This is a genomic window from Bacillus sp. LBA3-1-1.1 (assembly GCF_040676495.1).
GTDB classification, from domain to species: Bacteria; Bacillota; Bacilli; order Bacillales; family Bacillaceae_G; genus Bacillus_A; species Bacillus_A nitratireducens.
Genome location: NZ_JBEGIB010000022.1, coordinates 13,047 through 33,782, shown reverse-complemented (window position 1 = coordinate 33,782; position 20,736 = coordinate 13,047). Strand labels below are relative to the sequence as shown.

Annotated in this window: 18 protein-coding genes and 1 other annotated feature; of the genes, 13 read left to right on the top strand and 5 right to left on the bottom strand. The window is 36.4% G+C overall.

Annotation, left to right across the window (positions count from 1 at the left end):
• Window positions 1-324 precede the first annotated feature (324 nt).
• The 4 genes from fabH (at window position 325) to MRBLBA3_RS17220 (ending at window position 4,312) form a co-directional block, all read left to right on the top strand.
• Window positions 325-1,257 carry a beta-ketoacyl-ACP synthase III gene (gene fabH / locus MRBLBA3_RS17235; RefSeq protein ID WP_001100550.1) on the top strand — a complete coding sequence of 311 codons (933 nt, stop codon included), beginning with the start codon at window positions 325-327 and terminating at the stop codon, window positions 1,255-1,257.
• Between the two features lie 31 nt (window positions 1,258-1,288).
• On the top strand, window positions 1,289-2,527 hold the full coding sequence (gene fabF / locus MRBLBA3_RS17230; RefSeq protein WP_000412642.1) for a beta-ketoacyl-ACP synthase II: 1,239 nt from the start codon (window positions 1,289-1,291) through the stop codon (window positions 2,525-2,527).
• A 105-nt stretch (window positions 2,528-2,632) separates the two neighbouring features.
• Complete coding sequence (locus tag MRBLBA3_RS17225) at window positions 2,633-3,424, top strand: DUF2268 domain-containing protein (protein WP_000539312.1); 792 nt, start codon at window positions 2,633-2,635, stop codon at window positions 3,422-3,424.
• Between the two features lie 141 nt (window positions 3,425-3,565).
• Window positions 3,566-4,312 (top strand): YjbA family protein, encoded by a 747-nt coding sequence (locus tag MRBLBA3_RS17220; RefSeq protein ID WP_000966130.1) that lies wholly within the window; start codon window positions 3,566-3,568, stop codon window positions 4,310-4,312.
• Between the two features lie 142 nt (window positions 4,313-4,454).
• Here the strand turns inward: MRBLBA3_RS17220 and trpS are convergent, their stop codons facing one another.
• Together trpS and MRBLBA3_RS17210 are read right to left on the bottom strand one after the other, a co-directional pair.
• Window positions 4,455-5,444 (bottom strand): tryptophan--tRNA ligase, encoded by a 990-nt coding sequence (gene trpS, locus MRBLBA3_RS17215; RefSeq protein ID WP_000110997.1) that lies wholly within the window; start codon window positions 5,442-5,444, stop codon window positions 4,455-4,457.
• 74 nt (window positions 5,445-5,518) lie between these two features.
• Window positions 5,519-5,735 (bottom strand) — a binding site (T-box leader).
• Window positions 5,736-5,840: 105 nt separating this feature from the next.
• Window positions 5,841-6,221: a DUF3899 domain-containing protein gene (locus MRBLBA3_RS17210; RefSeq protein WP_001044983.1), complete on the bottom strand. Its 381-nt coding sequence runs from the start codon at window positions 6,219-6,221 to the stop codon at window positions 5,841-5,843.
• A gap of 319 nt (window positions 6,222-6,540) precedes the next feature.
• On the opposite strand from MRBLBA3_RS17210, the gene MRBLBA3_RS17205 reads away from it, so the two are divergent.
• The 5 genes from MRBLBA3_RS17205 (at window position 6,541) to MRBLBA3_RS17185 (ending at window position 12,255) form a co-directional block, all read left to right on the top strand.
• Window positions 6,541-8,196, top strand: a complete 1,656-nt coding sequence (locus MRBLBA3_RS17205) for a peptide ABC transporter substrate-binding protein (protein WP_044741197.1) — start codon at window positions 6,541-6,543, stop codon at window positions 8,194-8,196.
• Between the two features lie 126 nt (window positions 8,197-8,322).
• Window positions 8,323-9,252, top strand: a complete 930-nt coding sequence (gene opp3b / locus MRBLBA3_RS17200; protein WP_000534165.1) for an oligopeptide ABC transporter permease — start codon at window positions 8,323-8,325, stop codon at window positions 9,250-9,252.
• The gene (opp3C, locus tag MRBLBA3_RS17195) at window positions 9,249-10,265 is read left to right on the top strand and encodes an oligopeptide ABC transporter permease (RefSeq protein WP_044741198.1); all 1,017 of its coding nucleotides are present in this window, start codon (window positions 9,249-9,251) and stop codon (window positions 10,263-10,265) included. Before opp3b ends, opp3C begins: the two co-directional genes overlap by 4 nt.
• Before the next feature lie 18 nt (window positions 10,266-10,283).
• Window positions 10,284-11,327: an ABC transporter ATP-binding protein gene (locus MRBLBA3_RS17190; protein WP_000854345.1), complete on the top strand. Its 1,044-nt coding sequence runs from the start codon at window positions 10,284-10,286 to the stop codon at window positions 11,325-11,327.
• A complete protein-coding gene (locus tag MRBLBA3_RS17185) occupies window positions 11,320-12,255 on the top strand; it encodes an ABC transporter ATP-binding protein (protein ID WP_000166341.1) in 936 nt (311 codons plus the stop codon). Before MRBLBA3_RS17190 ends, MRBLBA3_RS17185 begins: the two co-directional genes overlap by 8 nt.
• 191 nt (window positions 12,256-12,446) lie before the next feature.
• Here MRBLBA3_RS17185 and MRBLBA3_RS17180 read toward each other — a convergent pair whose 3' ends face one another.
• A complete protein-coding gene (locus MRBLBA3_RS17180; protein ID WP_363382537.1) occupies window positions 12,447-13,892 on the bottom strand; it encodes an MATE family efflux transporter in 1,446 nt (481 codons plus the stop codon).
• Between the two features lie 351 nt (window positions 13,893-14,243).
• Here MRBLBA3_RS17180 and MRBLBA3_RS17175 point away from each other — a divergent pair, with 351 nt between their 5' ends.
• Window positions 14,244-15,890 carry a peptide ABC transporter substrate-binding protein gene (locus MRBLBA3_RS17175; RefSeq protein WP_000727241.1) on the top strand — a complete coding sequence of 549 codons (1,647 nt, stop codon included), beginning with the start codon at window positions 14,244-14,246 and terminating at the stop codon, window positions 15,888-15,890.
• A gap of 29 nt (window positions 15,891-15,919) precedes the next feature.
• Here the strand turns inward: MRBLBA3_RS17175 and MRBLBA3_RS17170 are convergent, their stop codons facing one another.
• Window positions 15,920-16,123, bottom strand: a complete 204-nt coding sequence (locus MRBLBA3_RS17170) for a hypothetical protein (protein ID WP_000559982.1) — start codon at window positions 16,121-16,123, stop codon at window positions 15,920-15,922.
• A 579-nt stretch (window positions 16,124-16,702) separates the two neighbouring features.
• On the opposite strand from MRBLBA3_RS17170, the gene spx reads away from it, so the two are divergent.
• Window positions 16,703-17,098 carry a transcriptional regulator Spx gene (gene spx / locus MRBLBA3_RS17165; RefSeq protein WP_000258267.1) on the top strand — a complete coding sequence of 132 codons (396 nt, stop codon included), beginning with the start codon at window positions 16,703-16,705 and terminating at the stop codon, window positions 17,096-17,098.
• A 50-nt stretch (window positions 17,099-17,148) separates the two neighbouring features.
• Here spx and MRBLBA3_RS17160 read toward each other — a convergent pair whose 3' ends face one another.
• Window positions 17,149-17,823: a TerC family protein gene (locus tag MRBLBA3_RS17160; protein ID WP_000362599.1), complete on the bottom strand. Its 675-nt coding sequence runs from the start codon at window positions 17,821-17,823 to the stop codon at window positions 17,149-17,151.
• Window positions 17,824-18,340: 517 nt separating this feature from the next.
• Between MRBLBA3_RS17160 and mecA the strand changes: the two genes are divergently transcribed.
• Window positions 18,341-19,024 (top strand): adaptor protein MecA, encoded by a 684-nt coding sequence (mecA, locus tag MRBLBA3_RS17155; RefSeq protein ID WP_000402127.1) that lies wholly within the window; start codon window positions 18,341-18,343, stop codon window positions 19,022-19,024.
• A gap of 72 nt (window positions 19,025-19,096) precedes the next feature.
• Window positions 19,097-20,641, top strand: coding sequence for a cardiolipin synthase (locus MRBLBA3_RS17150; RefSeq protein ID WP_000799215.1), 1,545 nt, complete (start codon window positions 19,097-19,099; stop codon window positions 20,639-20,641).
• The last annotated feature ends 95 nt before the right edge of the window (window positions 20,642-20,736 follow it).

Sequence of the window (20,736 nt, the reverse complement as noted above, 5' to 3'; positions counted from 1 at the left end):
GTAAGGCCAGAGCGATGATGAGAAGAAGGTCTTAGTTTTGAAGGGAAGCTGATAAAGAATTAACCTGTCTTTTGAAGGGGAGGAGGCCCAAGCTGTGAGTAGAAGCGGTAAGGGCCTTTTTTGTTTTGAGTGAAGTAAGGATATGGTGATGGAATAATTTGTATTTCGAAATGGCAGGGATTTTTTTGTTTCTTTTAATGAAAAATAAAGTTGGTAATACGCTGTCTTTATTTTTTAGCTGAAATATATTCTAGACAAAAGTACATTTATGTTTTAAAATTAGTACCAAGTCATAATAATTGATATAAAACGGAGGGCTGCGATGTGAACGTGGGCATTTTAGGGATCGGAAGATATGTGCCAGAAAAAGTAGTCACAAATCACGATTTAGAGAAAATCGTAGATACATCTGATGAATGGATTCGTACGAGAACGGGAATTGCAGAAAGACGCATTGCCGATGATACAATAGATACTTCATATATGGCGGTAGAGGCTTCTAAAAAAGCACTTGAAGATGCAGGGATTAGCGGAGAGGATATCGATCTTATTTTAGTTGCAACAGTAACGCCGGATCGCGCATTCCCAGCAGTAGCTTGTGTAATCCAAGAAGCAATTGGCGCAAAACATGCAGCTGCAATGGATTTAAGTGCAGCGTGTGCTGGCTTTATGTACGGAATGATTACAGCGCAGCAATTTATTCAAACGGGAACTTATAAAAATGTATTAGTAGTTGGTAGTGACAAACTATCTAAAATTGTAGATTGGAACGACCGAAATACAGCAGTACTATTTGGGGACGGAGCAGGTGCTATCGTAATGGGAGCTGTTTCGGAAGGAAAAGGTGTACTTTCATTCGAATTAGGAGCGGACGGAAGTGGCGGTAAGCATCTTTATCAAGACGAGTATGTTATGATGAACGGCAGAGAAGTCTTTAAATTTGCTGTTCGCCAACTTGGTGATTCCTGTCTTCGCGTGTTAGAAAAAGCGGGACTTACGAAAGAGGATGTGGACTTCTTAGTACCACATCAAGCGAATATTCGTATTATGGAATCTGCAAGAGAGAGATTAAATTTACCGAAAGAAAAAATGAGTATGACAATTGAAAAGTTCGGTAATACATCGGCCTCTTCAATTCCAATTGCGATGGTAGAGGAATTGCAAAATGGACGTATTCAAGACGGTGATTTAATTATACTAGTTGGTTTTGGCGGCGGATTAACATGGGGAGCAGTCGCTCTTCGTTGGGGTAAATAAGGACTGAGAGAAAAAAAGGAGTGTATTTTGTATGGAAAAAAAGAGGGTCGTAATTACAGGATTAGGAGCTGTTACACCGATCGGAACAGATGTTGAAACAGCGTGGGAAAACATTAAAAAGGGTGTCTCTGGAATCGGACGACTTACAAGAATTGATCCAGAACTGTTTCCAGCAAAAGTAGCAGCAGAAATTAACGACTTTGAAGTCGAGAAATATATTGATAAAAAAGAAGCGCGCCGTATGGATCGCTTTACACAATATGCAGTAGCAGCAGCGAAAATGGCAGTTGCGGATGCGAAGCTTGAAATTACAGAAGAAAACGGACCTCGAATTGGTGTATGGATTGGTTCTGGTATTGGCGGTATGGAAACATACGAAGAACAATTTAAGATTTTTACTGAAAAAGGTCCGCGCCGCGTGAGTCCATTCTTCGTACCAATGATGATTCCAGATATGGCAGCAGGTCAAGTATCAATCGCTACAGGAGCAAAAGGAATTAACACTTGTTCTGTAACGGCTTGTGCATCTGGTGCAAACTCAATTGGTGATGCATTTAAAGCAATTCAGCGTGGTGATGCTGATGCGATGATAACGGGCGGAGCAGAAGCGCCGTTAACAAGTATGGCATTTGCTGGATTTAGTTCAGCGAAAGCATTAACATTTAATGAAGATCCAGCGACGGCTTGCCGTCCGTTCGATAAAAACCGTAGCGGTTTCGTAATGGGTGAAGGATCAGGAATTCTTATTCTTGAAGAATTAGAGCACGCATTAGCACGTGGAGCCCATATTTATGCGGAAATTGCTGGTTATGGTGCAACGGGTGATGCGTTCCATATTACAATGCCTGCTCCTGGCGGTGAAGGCGGAGTGCGTGCAATGCGTCAAGCTTTAGCTGATGCAGGTCTAAAGCCAGAAGATATTGATTACATTAATGCGCATGGTACAAGTACAGATGCGAATGAAAAGTATGAAACGATGGCAATTAAAGAAACTTTCGGCGAGCATGCATATAAAGTAGCGATCAGCTCAACGAAATCAATGACAGGTCACTTATTAGGAGCAGCGGGTGCTGTTGAGGCGATCTTCTCTATTAAAACAATTACAGACGGAGTGATTCCTCCGACAATTAACTATGAAACGCCAGATCCAGATTGTGATTTAGATTACGTACCAAATGAAGCGAGACATCAAGAAGTAAACGCGGTATTGAGTAATTCATTAGGATTCGGTGGTCATAACGCAGTATTAGTATTCAAATCGTATAAATAATAGATGAAATAAGGTGTTTTTTCGTAAAAAATTACGAAAAAACACCTTATTTATTTTTACGCTCTTTCCTTTTTTCGCATATACATAAAAAAAGGAGGGATGAAGATGGGGGTTGTTGATACGGCAAAATGGCTACACCTGTATTATGGACGCCCAGAAAAACTTTGTGAGAAATTTACAAAGTATATACCATTGCCAAAAGAGAGGTTGTATCGATTTTTAATCTCTAGAGGTATGTATCGCCCGGTAATGCGGGGAGAGCAGGAAATTAAAGAATTAGAGAAAAAAGAAATTTGGAAAGAACTTAGCATGGAGTATGAAAAATTAAAAAGTTGGCTAAAAGGTCCGGATGTTCCTATCTTTATTTTATTATCAGATTCATATAATCGAACTGTACAAGAAGAGTATAACGGGAAGGCTGGTTTATCTATGCGTCACGTTATTTTCTTATTCGTATGTGGGCGTAATTCAGTAGAGGAATTAAAAGCTCTATTAACGCATGAATATCACCATATATGTAGATTGCATCAAATTGAGACGAAAGAAACAGAGTATACATTACTTGATACGATGATTATGGAAGGATTAGCTGAGCAAGCTGTATATGAAAGGTATACAGAAAAAAGATGCGCACCGTGGACTACTTACATTTCAAAAGAAGATGCTATTTATTATTGGAAAAATTCAATACAAAAACGAATAGATGTAAAGAGAGGTACGAGGGAGCACGATGTTGTATTAAATGGACTGCACCCGTATCCGAAAATGCTTGGCTATGCACTTGGATTCCATATTGTAAAAGATTGTGTAGCTTTTGAAGGAGAAGATACACTTTCTTTATTATCTATAGATGCGAAAGAAATATTGAATAAAGCAAATACATTTCATGTTTCATAAAAAAACAGGAGAGCTATCTCTTGTTTTTTTATATTATAGAAGAAAAAATAATAATTAGAATATATTTCCTTAGGTGGAATAAAGTTAAGCAAAAATGAACATAATGATTGATACAAACAGTAGTGAAGTGAGGGGTAGTGAATGTTATATCTACATGATGTATGGGTAAATTGGTTTGAAGGTGAAGAGAATGGGTATAACGTTTGTCATTTTTACGAATGGCGGAAAGATGATACGATTGAGCTATTAGATCAAGTGCCATTATTAAAAGTAGATTCCACATTATATCATTACATCGAGAACGAATTGTTAGAGCTTCCGCAAAAGTTATTGGAAGACGTACATCATAAGGCTTATATTCGTAAAAATCACGAACGTTTGCAACAAGAATATTGTTTTGTAGTTACAGATGGAAAAGGAATTATCGCGATTGATTCAATCGGCTATAATGTGCCAATTAGAAAAAGTAGGCTTATACCTCGTCAAGAGCAGATGGTATATGAGATGGTAGAAAACGTGCAAGCGGAAAAGTATGAGTTCCAGGTAGAAGAAATTGAAAAAGAACATCATATTTTATCACCATCGCCTTTCATTATGAATGGCTTGACTCGTAAAGAAAGACAGCTAAAACAATTATTATTTATGGCGTTAGATCAATTACATACAACGAAAAATCCAGCTGAAATTCGCTATTGGTTCACAGAGTGGGATCCATCAGCATACGGAATGGTTCAACATATGGAATTTGAAGATATTTGGGCTAAACTTTATGATGAAGCGAAAACTGGATGGTCTGAGAAGCACGAACAATTATGCGAGCGCCTTGTAAAAGGACAGCCGTTTTTTGAAAAGCTATGGGAAATGGAAAATGAGCAGAAGGTAAATTAAAAAAACCGCCAATTGGCGGTTTTTTTTATGGAGTTGGCAAGAATGTTCGGTGGCTTCGCGCCTTCCTGCGAGGCAAAAAGCGCCTCTACGTCAGGAGCTCCATCCCCCTCACATTCTAAGCGAGCCGCTTCCGCTTTATAAGTTACCTACGTTTTCTACTCAATCCCATTGCGTTTTCTACTTTGCGTAGTTGTTTGAATGCAACGCGGTTTGCTTTTTCTGCACCTTTGTCTAGAATTTCGTCTAGTTCTGGGGAGCTGATTAGTTCGTTATATTTGTCTTGGATTGGGCGAATTGCTTCTACGACTACTTGTGCTAGGTCGCCTTTGAAGTCGCCATATCCTTTTCCTTCATACATTGCTTCTATTTCTTCAACTGTTTTTCCAGAGAATGAAGAATAGATTGTTAATAAGTTAGAGATACCAGGTTTATTTTCTTTATCGAATTTCACGATACCTTCAGAGTCAGTTACAGCACTTTTAATTTTCTTTTCAATTGTTTTTGGCTCATCAAGCATACTAATCATTGATTTTGGATTTGGATCAGATTTACTCATTTTTTTCGTAGGTTCTGTTAATGACATAACACGAGCTCCTACTTTTGGAATGCGAATTTCAGGAACTGTGAACACTTCACGGAAGCGTTTGTTGAAACGCTCTGCTAGATCACGTGTTAATTCCATATGTTGCTTTTGGTCATCACCAACCGGCACGATTTCAGTGTTGTAAAGTAAAATATCAGCAGCCATTAATGGTGGATACGTAAGTAATCCAGCCGGAACTGAATCTCTACCAGAAGCTTTATCTTTATATTGTGTCATGCGCTCCAATTCTCCAACGTAAGCAACTGATTGCATAATCCACCCTAGTTGAGCGTGTGCTGGTACTTCTGACTGTACAAATAAAGTAGCTTTTTCAGGATCGATGCCGCATGCAACATATAGTGCAGCAAGACTGCGGATGTTTTTACGAAGTTGTACTGGATCTTGAGGTACTGTAATTGCATGTTGGTTTACAATGCAGAAATAACAGTCGTGTTCGTTTTGAAGCTCTGTAAATTGCTTCATAGCTCCTAAATAGTTTCCAAGTGTAATTGTTCCACTTGGCTGAATACCAGAAAAGATAACTGACATAAGTAATTCCTCCTAAATTTGAATGTGTGATAGGGAAGAGAAGGCATACAAAAAAGCCCATTCATCCCAAATTACATAGGGACGAATGGACCGCGGTACCACCCTAATTATTTCACTGTTGTGAAATCTCTCAGATCCATAATAACGTCTGGATATAACGCCAAAGCCTACTACTTACGGTTCGGTTTGGTGCTCAAAAGCCCATTCCATATTGCACAATTACTTGTTCACACCAGCCACAAGCTCTCTGAAATTGCCTCAATATGTACTCTTCTTTATCATCGCATACATATAAAATTATTTATTGTTAACTGAGCCCTTTTAATATGAAAGAACTAAAGTTTTATAACAAAATGTTTTGCTGATTATTATATCATATGGAATAGCGTTTGCAAACTACATCAAAATAGTAAAGCTAATGAGAGTCGAGAACATACCAAGTACGATACCAGTAATACAAATCGGATACGTCCATTTGAATGAATATGTTTTATAAATACGCTCTTTCTTATCGGTAGGTTCCTCTGCTTCTTCAATTAAAGAGTCAATTTTTTTGTTCGTACCAAATACTCTTTGGAATGCGTAAATTGTTACGTTAAAAAATCCATTTTGAAATATGTATAAAAAACCACCTATAAGAATAAAAAACAATGAGATATAGAATGAGATGTTGACAAAATTCAACAAAAACTGAGATGAAACGAGGAATGCGCCAACACTAGAAGCGATTATCGCTACAAAAAATAGTATACAAGTATGAAAAAAAACTTTATTCAAAATATTCCCCTCCGTCAAAATATTACTAGAATTATTATACTATAAAAGTTATAATAAGTAATATAAATAATTTTTTGAAAATTATACGCAATTGAAGCCCTAATTTCAAGATGATGGTAGCAATGTTAACGTATTTCTTTACAAAAAAATAAAAAAATAAATAATTTATTAAAAATTTTAACAAAAAAACAAAAAACTATATTCACAATCGTCATATTATATGTATAATGAAAATTGTAGAAACTTGGAGATTATTCTTTCAATTCTGTTTTTCTACAAGTGAGGGTACAGTAAGTGCAATTAGGGGAGGCAACACAACATGAAGAAAAAGATACCGTTATTACTTGCATCAACTTTAACTGCAAGTATGTTGCTTGGCGCGTGTAGCTACCAGAAAGAGGACGCTAAAGCAAAAGGAAAAGAAAACACTACTAGTAGTAGTAACGGAAAACAGATTCTTAATTTAACAGAGTTATCTGAAATTCCATCAATGGATGCATCGTTAGCATCAGATTCTGCATCTTCAACAGCATTAAATAATACGATGGAAGGTTTATATCGTACTGGCAAAGATCAAAAGAGAATGCCTGGGATTGCTGAAGATGTCCAAAAGCTAGATGATGGAAAGAAATACATATTTAAGTTAAGAAAAGATGCGAAATGGTCGAATGGGGAACCTGTAACAGCGAAAGACTTTGTGTATTCATGGAAAAGAGCAGTAAATCCAGATACAAAAGCGACGTATTCATACATTATGTTCGATATTAAAAATGCAGAAAAAATTCATAAAAAAGAATTACCTGCTGACCAATTAGGTGTAAAGGCGATTGATGATTATACATTAGAAGTGGAATTAGACAATCCCGTTCCTTACTTTATTGATTTAACGGTTTATCCGGTGTTCTACCCACTAAATGAGAACTTTGTGAAATCACAAGGTGATAAGTTTGGTTTAGAGGCAAATACAACATTATATAACGGGCCATTCGTTATGAGTGATTGGAAACATGAACAAAGCTTCCAATTTAAGAAGAACCCATCATATTGGGATAACAAGACGGTTAAAATCGAAGAAATAAATTTCAATATTGTGAAAAATACATCGACTGATGTAAATTTATATGAGACAAATTCGATTGATCGTGCGGCTCTATCTTCAGAATTTGTTGATAAATTTAGACAAACTCCAGAGTTCCAAACACGAAAAGAAGCTGGAGTTGCCTACTTAAGATTTAATCAAAATAATAAGTATTTGAGTAATAAAAACTTAAGAAAAGCAATTTCAATGTCCTTTGACCGTGATAACATTGCAAAAGTTATTTTAAACAACGGCGCAATCGGTGCTTACGGATTTGTTGGAAAAGATTTCGCTGAAGGTCCGAATAAAAAAGACTTCCGTGCTGAAAATGGAAATCTAGTTGAAACGGATTCAAAAGAAGCGAAAAAACTTTGGGAAACAGCAAAGAAAGAGCTTGGCACTGATAAAATTGAACTAGAATTCTTAAGCTTCGATAATGAAGATGCGAAAAAAATTGGCGAATTCTTAAAAGGTGAGATGGAAAAGAACTTACCTGGTTTAACGATCAAAATTAAACAGCAGCCATTCGCACAAAAAAATAAGTTAGAAGACTCTCAAGAATATGATATGGCGTTTGGTATTTGGGGTCCAGACTTCCCAGATCCAGTCTCATATTTAGATATGTTTGTTACGAATGGTTCACAAAATAAAACAGGATATTCTAATCCGAAATATGATGAGCTAATTCTAAAAGCAAAAACAGATACAAAAGATTTACAAGCTCGCTGGAACAACCTTTTAGAAGTAGAGAAAATATTAATTAAAGAGGATGCAGTTATTACTCCGATCTTCCAAAAAGGTTCAGCATATGTGGTAAAAGGTGCCGTAAAAGATATTATCCCAATTAACTATGGTGGTAAATTAACTTACAAATGGGCATCTGTTGAACAAAAATAATCTTTTTTCCATCGTTTACAAGGGTATATGCCTATGATGGGCATGTGCTCTTATTTTAAAAAAATAAAAGTAAGAATATTTCAAACTATCTTATTGCTTTTGAGAAAAACGGGGAGGTGCTTGACTATGGGACGTTATGTATTAAAACGTTTCGTGTACATGGCTTTGACATTATTTTTAATTACTACACTGACTTTCTTTTTGATGAAATTACTTCCGGGTTCTCCGCTTAAAAACCAGGAGAAACTATCACCGGCACAAAAAGAAATCATTCTTGAAAAATATGGTTTAAATGATCCGGTACCAGTTCAATATGCACGTTACTTAGGTAACTTAGCAAAAGGTGATTTAGGGGTATCATTCCAATATGATAACCGCCCAGTAACAGATATGATTGTGGATCGTATTGGACCATCAGCACAACTTGGTTTACAAGCGATTATATTAGGAACATTTATCGGATTAATTTTAGGAATCGTTGCGGCACTTCGTAACAATACGTGGGTCGATTATGGGGCGACAATAATTTCCGTACTCGGGATGTCGGTACCATCATTCGTATTCGCCGCATTACTACAATATTTCGTAGGGGTAAAACTTGGTTGGTTCCCAGTAGCATTCTGGAAAGGACCTGAGTTTACAGTAATGCCTACAATTGCCTTATCGATGGCAGTTATCGCAACAATCGCACGTTTCGCTCGTGCAGAGTTAATTGAGGTTATGCAAGCTGACTACATTTTAACAGCGAAAGCGAAAGGAATTAGCCAAGGCGTTATCATTATCAAGCACGCACTTCGTAACGCATTAATTCCAGTTGTAACAATTTTAGGACCAATGGTTGCAGGATTAATTACAGGGACACTAGTTATCGAGCAAATTTACGCTGTACCTGGACTTGGGGAACAATTCGTTAAATCGATTACAGTAAATGACTATACAGTTATTATGGGAACTACAATTTTCTATAGTGCGATCTTCATCTTAGTTATTTTCATTGTCGATATTTTATACGGAATTATTGATCCTCGTATTCGTTTAGCGGGAGGGAAAAAATGATGAAAGATGTACAAAAATTATCTCCAGATTTATTTCAACCAGCCAATCAAAGTAATGTTGATAATGAAGTCATTGCCCGTCCAAGCTTAACGTTTTGGCAAGATGTAAGAAGACGTTTGTTCCAACATAAAGGTGCAATGTTTGGTTTCATATTATTAATGCTTATTGTACTACTAGCAATTATAGGACCGATGGTAAGTAAGCATTCTTATAAAGAGCAGGATTTAGGTCGTGCGAAAATGCCACCGAAAATTCCAGTGATTGAAAATATTCATTGGCTACCATTTGACGGTACAGATCAATATGGTGTTGACCAATATGAAAAACGTGATATTAAAGAGTACTTCTGGTTTGGTACAGATGATCTTGGCCGTGATTTATGGACAAGAACATGGGAAGGTACACGTGTATCATTATATATCGCTCTTTTAGCAGCAGCGATTGATCTAGTAATCGGGGTTGCATACGGAGGTATTTCAGCGTTCTATGGCGGCAGGGTAGATAATATTATGCAACGTATTATGGAGATTATTAACGGTATTCCATACTTAATCATCGTTATTTTAATGGTAATCATTATGGGATCAGGTATATGGTCGATTACACTCGCGATGGCAATTACAGGTTGGATAGGGATGTCGCGTATCGTTCGTGGACAAATCCTAAAATTAAAAAACCAAGAATATGTATTAGCATCTCGTACATTAGGGGCAACAAATACACAGTTAATTGTGAAGCACTTAATTCCGAACGTAATGGGACCAATTATCGTAATGACAATGTTTACAATTCCAACAGCGGTATTTGGTGAAGCATTCTTAAGCTTCATCGGACTAGGCATTCAGCCACCATTCGCATCACTTGGTTCTCTTGTAAACGATGGTTATAAATCAATTCAAACGTATCCACATATGATGTTCATCCCAGCGGTTGTCATCAGTATGTTAATCTTAGCATTCAACTTAATGGCAGACGGATTACGCGACGCGTTAGATCCAAAAATGCGTAAGTAAAAGAGGGGAGAAGTAAAAATGAAAACATTGCTAGAGGTAAAAGATTTGCAAGTCTCCTTTGATACACATGCAGGTGAAGTACAAGCTGTACGCGGCGTTACTTTTGATTTAAAAAAAGGAGAAACATTGGCGATTGTAGGAGAATCTGGTTCTGGTAAATCAGTTACTTCTAAAGCGTTAATGGGATTAATTCCGAATCCTCCAGGACGTATTAAAAACGGTGAAATCGTATTTGAAGGTCGTGACTTAACGAAACTAACAGAAAAAGAAATGCAGCAAGTACGCGGTAAAGATATTGCGATGATTTTCCAAGATCCAATGACATCATTAAATCCAACGATGACAATTGGTAATCAGATTATGGAAGGTCTTATTAAACACCAAGGGATGAGTAAAGCAGATGCACGTAAAGTTGCTTTAGAATTAATCGACCTTGTAGGTATTCCAAATCCAGAAGCGCGCTTAAAACAATATCCTCACCAATTCTCAGGTGGTATGAGACAACGTGTAGTTATTGCGATGGCGTTAGCTTGTAATCCGAAATTATTAATTGCCGATGAGCCGACAACAGCGCTAGACGTTACAATTCAGGCGCAAATTTTAGAACTTATGAAGGACATTCAGCAAAAAACAGAAGCAGCAATCATTTTCATTACGCATGATTTAGGTGTAGTGGCAAACGTTGCAGACCGAGTTGCGGTTATGTATGCTGGTAAAGTTGTTGAAATTGGAACTGTTGATGAAATTTTCTACAATCCAAAACATCCATACACATGGGGCTTAATCGCATCTATGCCAAGCTTAGATGGTTCAGAGGACGAACTATATGCGATTCCAGGAACGCCTCCTGACTTATTGAAACCGCCAAAGGGTGATGCCTTTGCACCACGTAACCCGCAGGCGCTGAAAATTGATTTTGAAATGGAACCACCTTTATTTAAAGTAAGTGATACACATTATGCGGCAACTTGGTTACTTCACGAGCAAGCGCCAGAAGTAAAACCACCAGCAGTTGTTGAAAAACGTATTCTTCAAATGAAAGCAGGTGAACAACATGACTAAACAACGTGAGAAATTAATTGAAGTAAAAAATGTGAAACAACACTTTGATGTGAGTGGTGGTGTTGTTAAAGCAGTTAATGATATTTCATTTGATATTTACCGCGGTGAAACATTTGGACTTGTAGGAGAATCTGGTTGTGGTAAGTCAACAACTGGAAGAACGATTATTCGTTTATACGATGCAACTGCCGGTGAAGTGTTGTTCGATGGTGAAAATGTACATGGTAAAAAATCACGCGCAGAACTTAAGAAGTTCAACCGTAAAATGCAAATGATTTTCCAAGATCCATATGCATCATTAAATCCTCGTATGACAGTAGGGGATATTATTGCAGAAGGTATTGATATTCACGGACTGGCAAAAGGCAAAAAAGAGCGTATGGACCGTGTTCACGAGCTGTTAAATACAGTTGGTTTAAATAAAGAACACGCGAACCGTTTCCCGCATGAATTCTCAGGCGGACAACGTCAACGTATCGGTATCGCTCGTGCGCTAGCTGTAGAACCTGAATTTATCATTGCGGATGAACCAATCTCAGCACTTGACGTATCGATTCAGGCGCAGGTTGTAAACTTACTAAAACAGTTACAAAGAGAAAAAGGTTTAACATACTTATTCATCGCCCATGATTTATCGATGGTAAAATACATTAGTGATCGCATCGGTGTAATGTACCGTGGTCAAATCGTTGAGCTGACAACAAGTGAAGAGTTATATGAGAATCCAATGCATCCATATACAAAATCACTACTATCAGCAATTCCACTTCCAGACCCAGATTATGAGCGCAATCGTAAACGTATCGTATACGATCCAACTCAGCATGATTATGGTAGCGAAGTACCAACGATGCGTGAAATTCGCCCAGGACATTTCGTATTATGTTCTGAAGCGGAGTATAAGAAATATAAAGAAATCTATCAATAAAAAAGTAGAGTCATTCTTCTATTACAGAAGGATGGCTCTACTTTTTTATACTAGTTAAACTTAATATAGTATAAAAAGATTTTATCCAAGTTCTTTTTTTGTTTAAAGACAGCAAAGTAAGAGTTTCCGAGAATGAAGAAAAAGGCGACTGAAATCCAGCCACCTTTTTCTTCATTTAGAAACACTTTATTTTACTGCGCCTGAACAGAAACGTTCTCATCTTGCTCATTTGGTTTAACAAGTGCATAACGTTCCCACGCTCTACTTCTCCAGCGGAAGAACATAATAATGGCACGCGTCCATTCATCAATAGCAATCGCTAGCCAAATACCAACGAGCCCCATATCTAAATGGAAGGCGAAAAAGTAACCGAGTGGTAAACTCATTAACACCATAGAGAATGCACCGATTAAAACTGGGTATTTTGCATCACCAGCTGCACGAAGTGAATTGATAATGACGATGTTCATCGTACGTCCCGTTTCAAGTAGTATACTAAGTAAAAGAACTGACGCACCTAATGTAATAATGTGCGGATTATCTGTAAATAGTCCCATTAATTGTGTGCGGAATGTAATAACGAGAGCGACCATACATAAAGTGACACCAATCGCCCACTTTACACTTTTCCATACGCGTTCATACGCTTCGTCTTTTTCACCACCGCCAACGAGGCGCCCGATAATAATTGCTGTTCCCATACCGATTGCAATAGCGAATAAATAAGTGAACATAGAAATGTTAGTAGCGTATTGCCTTGCTGCTAATGATTCTGTACCTAAGTATGTTGCGTAATATAAGAAGACAATTTGACAAGCTTGATACATGACTTGTTCGAATGCAGATGGAATGCCGATCTTTAATATTTTGCCAACGTATTCTTTTGATAAAGTGAAGTAATATTGTAATTTCACACGGTATTCCATAACGCGGTATAGTAACCAGAAGAACACAATAAGTGCCAGTAGTCGACTGACAGCGGAAGAAATCGCGGCCCCTTGTACACCAAGTTCAGGGAAACCGAATTTCCCGAAAATAAGTACGTAGTTTCCAGCGATATGAATAATATTCATTCCAAGCGAAACGAACATTGCCTGCTTTGTAAAGCCGTGAACACGGATAATTGCGGCTAATGAGTTAATAATAGCTTGAAGGAAAATAGCTCCTCCGACGATGGATAAATAGCTTTGTGCATACGTTAGTACATCACCTTGTAAATTCATTGCCATCATCATATGTTTTGAAAATAAAAGAAAAGAGGCGCTTATAACGAGTCCGACCACTAAATTTAATGTGACGGCTAATGCTGATATTTTAGATGCTTCCATAAAACGTTTGGAACCGAGGTATTGAGATACGACGATTGCAGCGCCGTTCCCGATTACTTCTAGTACCAAAATAGCGATATGGAGATATTGATTCGCTGCACCAACCCCAGATACAGCATCGTCTGATAGTGCACTTAACATAAAAGTATCAGCGATCCCCATCAACATAAAAAGAAAAACTTCTAGAAAAATAGGCCATGTTAATAGGAATAAACTTAGTTTCTCAGTTGGCCCACTTTTTGAGTGAATTGCTGTCATATCTGTCCCCTCTTTACCGATATCTATTTTTAGCAAAGTGTATCGTAACATACTTTCATAGCCATTGCACTCATTTTAACCTACATACTTTTAATATGAAGAGACCTGCATTTTATGTTAACAAGAGAAGGATAATTATACGTAAAATATTATAGAATATAAAATTTATTTTTCTCTGATAATTTAGAAAAATATAAAAATAATGTTTTTTGGCGTTTTGGTCAGGGAAAATAGCAATGTGAAACGTTTTCAAGGGGTTATTTTTAACAGAAAATTTTAATGAAATAGAAATAGAAATATACAAAAATTATATTTGTGTGTATAATATGAATTATTAGAACATATATATATTTCTTTCTGTTTGAAAATGAAAGGGCTAACATTTTTTGGAGGGGTGGAAGTATGAAAAAAAAGATACCAGTTTTTGTAGCATCAACAGTAGCGATGAGCATGATTTTAGGGGCATGTGGCTATCAAAAAGATGAACCGCAAGCGAACGCAAAAGGGGATAGCGGGAAAAGCGGTGCGAAGCAAGTTATTAATTTAATTGAAACACAAGAAATTCCAACGATGGACCCAGCGTTATCAGCTGATGCAGTTTCTTCAAAAGTAATGAATAATACGATGGAAGGTCTATACCGCCTTGGTAAAGATGATAAATTAGTGCCAGGTGTAGCGAAGGAATTCCAGAAGTCAGAAGACGGTAAAAAATATACATTCAAATTACGTGAAGATGCAAAATGGTCAAATGGTGACCCTGTAACTGCGAAAGATTTCGTGTATGCATGGCAAAGAGCGATTAATCCAGATACAGCTGCGAAATCAGCGTATATTATGTACGATATAAAAAATGCTGAGAAAATTAATAAAAAAGAGATGAGTCCAGATCAATTGGGCGTGAAAGCGATTGATGATCATACATTAGAAGTAGAATTGGATAATTCTATTCCATATCTTGTTGATTTAATGGTCTACCCGATCTTCTATCCTGTGAATGAAAAGTATGTGAAAGAGCAAGGTGCACAGTTTGGTTTAGAAGCAAATACAACACTTTATAACGGACCATTTACATTAAGTGATTGGCAACATGAACGTAGCTTCAAAATGACAAAGAGCCCATCATATTGGGACAATAAAGAAGTGAAGCTTGAGGAAGTAAACTTTAATATTGTAAAAGATACGTCTACGCCAATTAATTTATATGAAACAAACGCAGTCGATCGAGCGACGTTATTAGCAGAGTTCATCGATAAATATAAAGGAAAACCAGATTTCAAAACGGTAGAAGATACTTCTGTATTCTTCCTTCGCTTAAATCAAAAAGATCCAGCTTTAGCAAATAAAAATATTCGTAAAGCAATTTCTCTTGGTTTTGACCGTAAACCATTCGTTGATACATTATTAAATAACGGTTCTAAGCCAGCGACGGGATTAATTCCTGACAATTTCATTAAAGGACCGGATAAAAAAGATTTCCGTGCTGAAAATGGAGATATTATAAAACCAAATGTAAAAGAAGCGAAAAAGTATTGGGAAGCTGGTAAAAAAGAGCTTGGCAAAAACGAAATTGAATTAGAGCTATTAAATGAAGATGTTGAATTATCGAAGAAAACTGGTGAATATTTAAAAGGTGAATTAGAAAAGAATTTACCAGGCTTAACAGTGAAAATTAAACAACAGCCATTCGCGCAAAAACTAAAATTAGAAGATGCGGGCGACTTTGTAATGTCATTCTCTGGATGGAGTGCAGACTTCCCAGATCCAGTTACATATCTTGATATGTTCGTAACTGACGGGGCACAAAATAAAATGAAGTATTCTAATCCAAAGTACGATGAGATTATTATGAAAGCGAAGAAAGATGGAAGCGACGTAAACGCTCGCTGGAAAAACTTATTAGAAGCAGAAAAAATGTTACTTGATGATGCTGCGATTGTTCCAGTATATCAACGTGGTAGAGCATATTTACAAAGAGAAACAATTAAAGATATGTACAACCACAAATATGGTGGCGAAGTAAGCTTCAAATGGGCATCAGTAGAGAAATAACAAAAAAAGCAGGTGATTACCTGCTTTTTTTAGTACGTACGCTTTTTATAAATGCCTTTTCCGCCAACTTGATTCCAGCCAGATTGTACATCTAAACTTTTGTTAACAAACTTCATCTTTTCTTTCCTACCAAAGAGTTTTTCACCGATGCTATTTGTAATGACACCAATCAATGCTGTTATTCCGATGATGAGGGTAGCAACAATGATAAAATCAGTAAAAAAAGCAATCATATGCAAATTCCCCCTTTGCCTGTCTGTATTTTTATTGTATGAGATAAAAGGTAAAAAAGAAAGAAATGTCAGAAAAATGTTTGATTAATTTTAGAAATTGTATAGACATGAGTGATGAGATTTGTTAATATAAGAACAGGTGTTCTTATATTTGTTTTAGCTTTGGGTCTTACATTTCTCAATTGAATTATTGGGAAAAGGTAAGAAAACGTTCTCTTTTAGGCGATTCATGTTATGAAAAAACAATCGTATATAACATGAAGTATATTGTAAAAAGCAGGCGTCAAAAGGATTGAAGATTGTTGTTAGATGACAGTTAAAGTGAGTGTAATCATGTTACATAGCAGTGGAATACACGGAGAAGTTTTCTCAACTAGCAGTAAATTTACTGTATATTTCTTGCAAAAACTATTGTATAATGATTATAGAAGTTACTTATTAAAAGTAATTGTTGTTGCTTACATGAATTGCGATTTTTTACTTTGCTATAAGACAAGTTATCGCGAAAAATTGCGGAAGTTAGAAATTTAAACTGTAATTAGTACAGAATTTGTACTCTTTAAGGAGAGTGAGCTTTGTATGGTAACATTATATAGTTCTCCAAGCTGTACGTCTTGTAGAAAGGCGAAATTATGGCTAGAGGAAAATCATATTCCTTATACAGAACGTAATATTTTCTCAGATCCATTAACGATTGAGGAAATTAAAGAGATTTTACGTATGACAGAAAGCGGAACGGATGAGATTATTTCTACTCGTTCAAAAGTTTTCCAAGAATTAAATGTAAACTTAGAGTCTTTACCACTTCAAGATTTATATAAGATGATTCGTGACTATCCAGGGATTTTACGTCGTCCAATTATGATTGACGAGAAGCGTCTTCAAGTAGGTTACAACGAAGACGAAATCCGCCGTTTCTTACCACGTACAGTAAGAACGTTCCAATTACGTGAAGCACAGCGTCTTGTAAATTAATTATAATAATATGAAAACCTTCTACCTATTATATAGTAGAAGGTTTTCTTTTAATGTTTCACATTTCGTAATCGAACTCGTTGAACGATAATACCGATGCATAAAACGGTGAAAATGAATAAGTAAGGAATACTTGTCGTGAAACTTGGGTTGTTATGAAAAAAAGTTGCAAGTCTGTCTTCATGTGTAATCATTTTTCCTGCTGTATAGGCGAGAACTGCTGCCCCGCAAAAAATGAGGAACGGAAAACGTTCCATGAGTATTAAAATAAGTTTGCTGCCCCAAATGATAATCGGAATAGAAATGAGTAGACCGATTATTACGAGTAATAATCTTCCGTGAGCTGCACCCGCAATGGCAATAACATTATCAAACCCCATAACGAGATCTGCGAATACAATCGTACGCACCGCTTGGAATAAAGTCGTTTTTCCTTGAATCGAAGAAAGATCGTTGTTAGTATCAGTTAGTAAATTTACTGCAATTAATGTGAGTAAAACTCCGCCGATGAGTTGTAAAAATGGGATGTCGAGTAAATAGACAGCTAGTATTGTGAGGAGAATTCGCAGCACAATTGCTAAAATAGTACCAATCAAAATTGCTTTATTTCGTTTTGATTCAGGTAAATTTCGGCTAGCTAATGCGATAACAATTGCGTTATCACCACCTAGTACAACATCGATACCGACGATCATTAGTACAGATGTTAAAAACTCTAAGTCCATTCGTCTGCCTCCGTTTATGATGTTTTAATAAGCGATATGTATGTGATGAAGAAAGTTTGTTTAGCTTTTATCCCGCGCCCTTGGGATTAAATAATCTTCTCTTATAGAAGTTTCACTTTATTACAGTGTACGGGGCAATACGTAAATGTATGTCCAAATTTTTTGTGAACAGAGAATTGGAATAATGATATTTAGCCGACTATCTGCGGGTAGTAAGACTCCGTCACAAAATCCGGCTATAAAGCAAAGGAGTTAGTTTTGAGCTTTCCTGTCCGTAAATGCCCGATTAGTGTGGCTAATAATCAACGTGGATGAGCAAAGACCCCATTAATTAAAGTTTCAGTTTATGTAAGTAGCCGAATGCAGATAGGTATATAACTATTTTTGTAAAATAAATCGATTTTATTTCCATTCTGGAGAATCTTATCATAAAATGAGAGTACGAGAATCTATTGACTTGTCATATGAGTGGGGAATCCCTTCATAACAATTCTAAACAGGAAGGGAGAGTTGTATTTTGGAAATTGAAAGAATTAACGATCATACGATGAAATTTTTTATTACGTACGTTGATATAGAGGACAGAGGGTTTAACCGTGAAGAGATTTGGTATGACCGCGAACGGAGTGAAGAACTCTTTTGGGAAATGATGGATGAAGCTCGCGATCATGATGACTTCTTTATTGATGGACCGTTATGGATTCAAGTGCAAGCAGTCGACAAAGGGATTGAAGTACTTGTAACGAAAGCAGAACTTTCAAAGGATGGACAAAAATTAGAACTACCAATAGGTGTAGACAAAATTATAGATATTCCTTTAGATGAAGGAATCGAATCATTATTCCAGCAAGAATTAGAGGAAGAGGAAATAGAACCGACAGGTACAAACTTTAATGAAGATGGTACGTTTGGCTTTTTAATTAAGTTTAATGATTTTGAAGATGTAATTTCATTAAGTCATCGTCTAATTTTTGAAGATATAAAAGATGAACTGTATTCATTTGAGGACCGCTATTATGTATATGTGGAATTCGATGAAGTGCTACATGATGAGGAAGAGATTGATCGTATTTTAAGTATTGTTTTAGAATATGGGGAAGAATCTACTTTAACGATTCATCGTGTAAGTGAGTATGGAAAACAAGTTGTGAAAGAGCATGCGCTTGAGACAATTCGTAACCATTTTCCTTCTAAAACGTAGGCCGATTTCTATAGTATGAAATCGGCTTTTTTTATGAAGAATAGGAAAGTTTTCTTAGTAAGGAGGTAAGAGATGAAAAACACGTTAAAATTACTTTTCTTTTTTCTACTATTGTTCGCATTATTTGTTTCATTACGCATGTTTATTGATGTAGCATTTTATTCGGATGTCATTGGTATAAAAGACGTTTCAATTTTAGGTATTATTAGTATTTTATTTACGGTTTCCGCATTTTTAATTGGATGTGTTATTTTCTTAGAAAACAGACATCCTTCGAAAACGCTTACATGGTTAATCGTACTAGGAATTTTTCCAGTGTTCGGTTTCTTTGCTTATTTATTATTTGGACAAAACTTTCGCAGAAAAAGAATGTTCCAAAAGAAGGCGTTACTCGATGAACAGGCGTTTTTACAATATAAGGGGCACGAAGATTACGAAGAACGAATTTTACGAGACCATAAGCATCAAGAATTGTTATTTCGTTTAGCTGATCGATTGGGTGCTTTAAATATTTCATTTCAAACTGAAACGAGGACATTAACAAATGGAGATGAAACGTTTCAGGCAATTTTAGATGGATTAAATCGAGCGAAACACCACATTCATATGGAGTATTACATTGTGCGTGATGACAAGCTCGGTACAGAAATTAAAGATATTTTAATGAAAAAAGCAAAAGAAGGCGTTGTCGTCCGTTTTTTATATGATGCGGTTGGAAGTTTTAAATTATCAAATTCATATATTGAAGAATTGAATGATGCAGGAGTAGAAATGATTCCATTTTTCCCTGTGCGCTTTCCGATTTTAAACGATAAAATTAATTATCGAAACCACCGCAAAATCGTTATTATAGATGGAAATGAAGGGTTTGTAGGCGGATTAAATATTGGAGATGAATATTTAGGGAAAGATAAATACTTCGGTTTTTGGCGAGATACGCATTTATATTTGCGCGGTGAAGCAGTTCAAAGTTTACAGCTAATTTTCCTTCAAGATTGGTTTTATATGACTGGTGAGGCAGTATTAGCACCTGAATATTTACAAGCGAAAGCAGTTGAGGGTGATCATTGGGGCGGAGTCCAACTTGTTGGAGGTGGACCAGATAATAAATGGGAAACAATTAAACATTTATATTTTGCAATGATTGCTTCAGCAAGGAAATCGATTTGGATTGCAACACCATACTTTATTCCAGACGATGATATTTTATCTGCATTAAAAGTAGCTGCACTTGCTGGTATCGATGTTCGTTTGTTAATGCCAAGTAAGCCAGATAAGCGCACTGTCTTTTATGCATCAAGATCGTACTTTCCGGAGTTATTAGATGCAGGAGTAAAAATATATGAATATGAAAAAGGTTTTCTTCATAGTAAAGTTGTTATCGTTGATTCGGATCTCGCTTCAATTGGGACAGCTAATATGGATATGAGAAGTTTTCATTTAAACTTTGAAGTAAATGCCTTTTTGTATGATACAGATAGCATTCGAAAGCTCGTTCAAGATTTTAAAGACGATTTAGAAGAATCCAGTGAAATTCATGTTGATCGATTTCATAAGAGACGTCTTCATAGGCGGATTGTTGAATCGACGTATCGGTTATTATCACCTTTATTATAAAAAGAGATGTCCTAATTTAGGGCATCTCTTTTTTTGAGAGGAATTTGTAGTAAATTGTAGAATACAAGGAGTTGAAAGGGTGTGATTGTGATGTT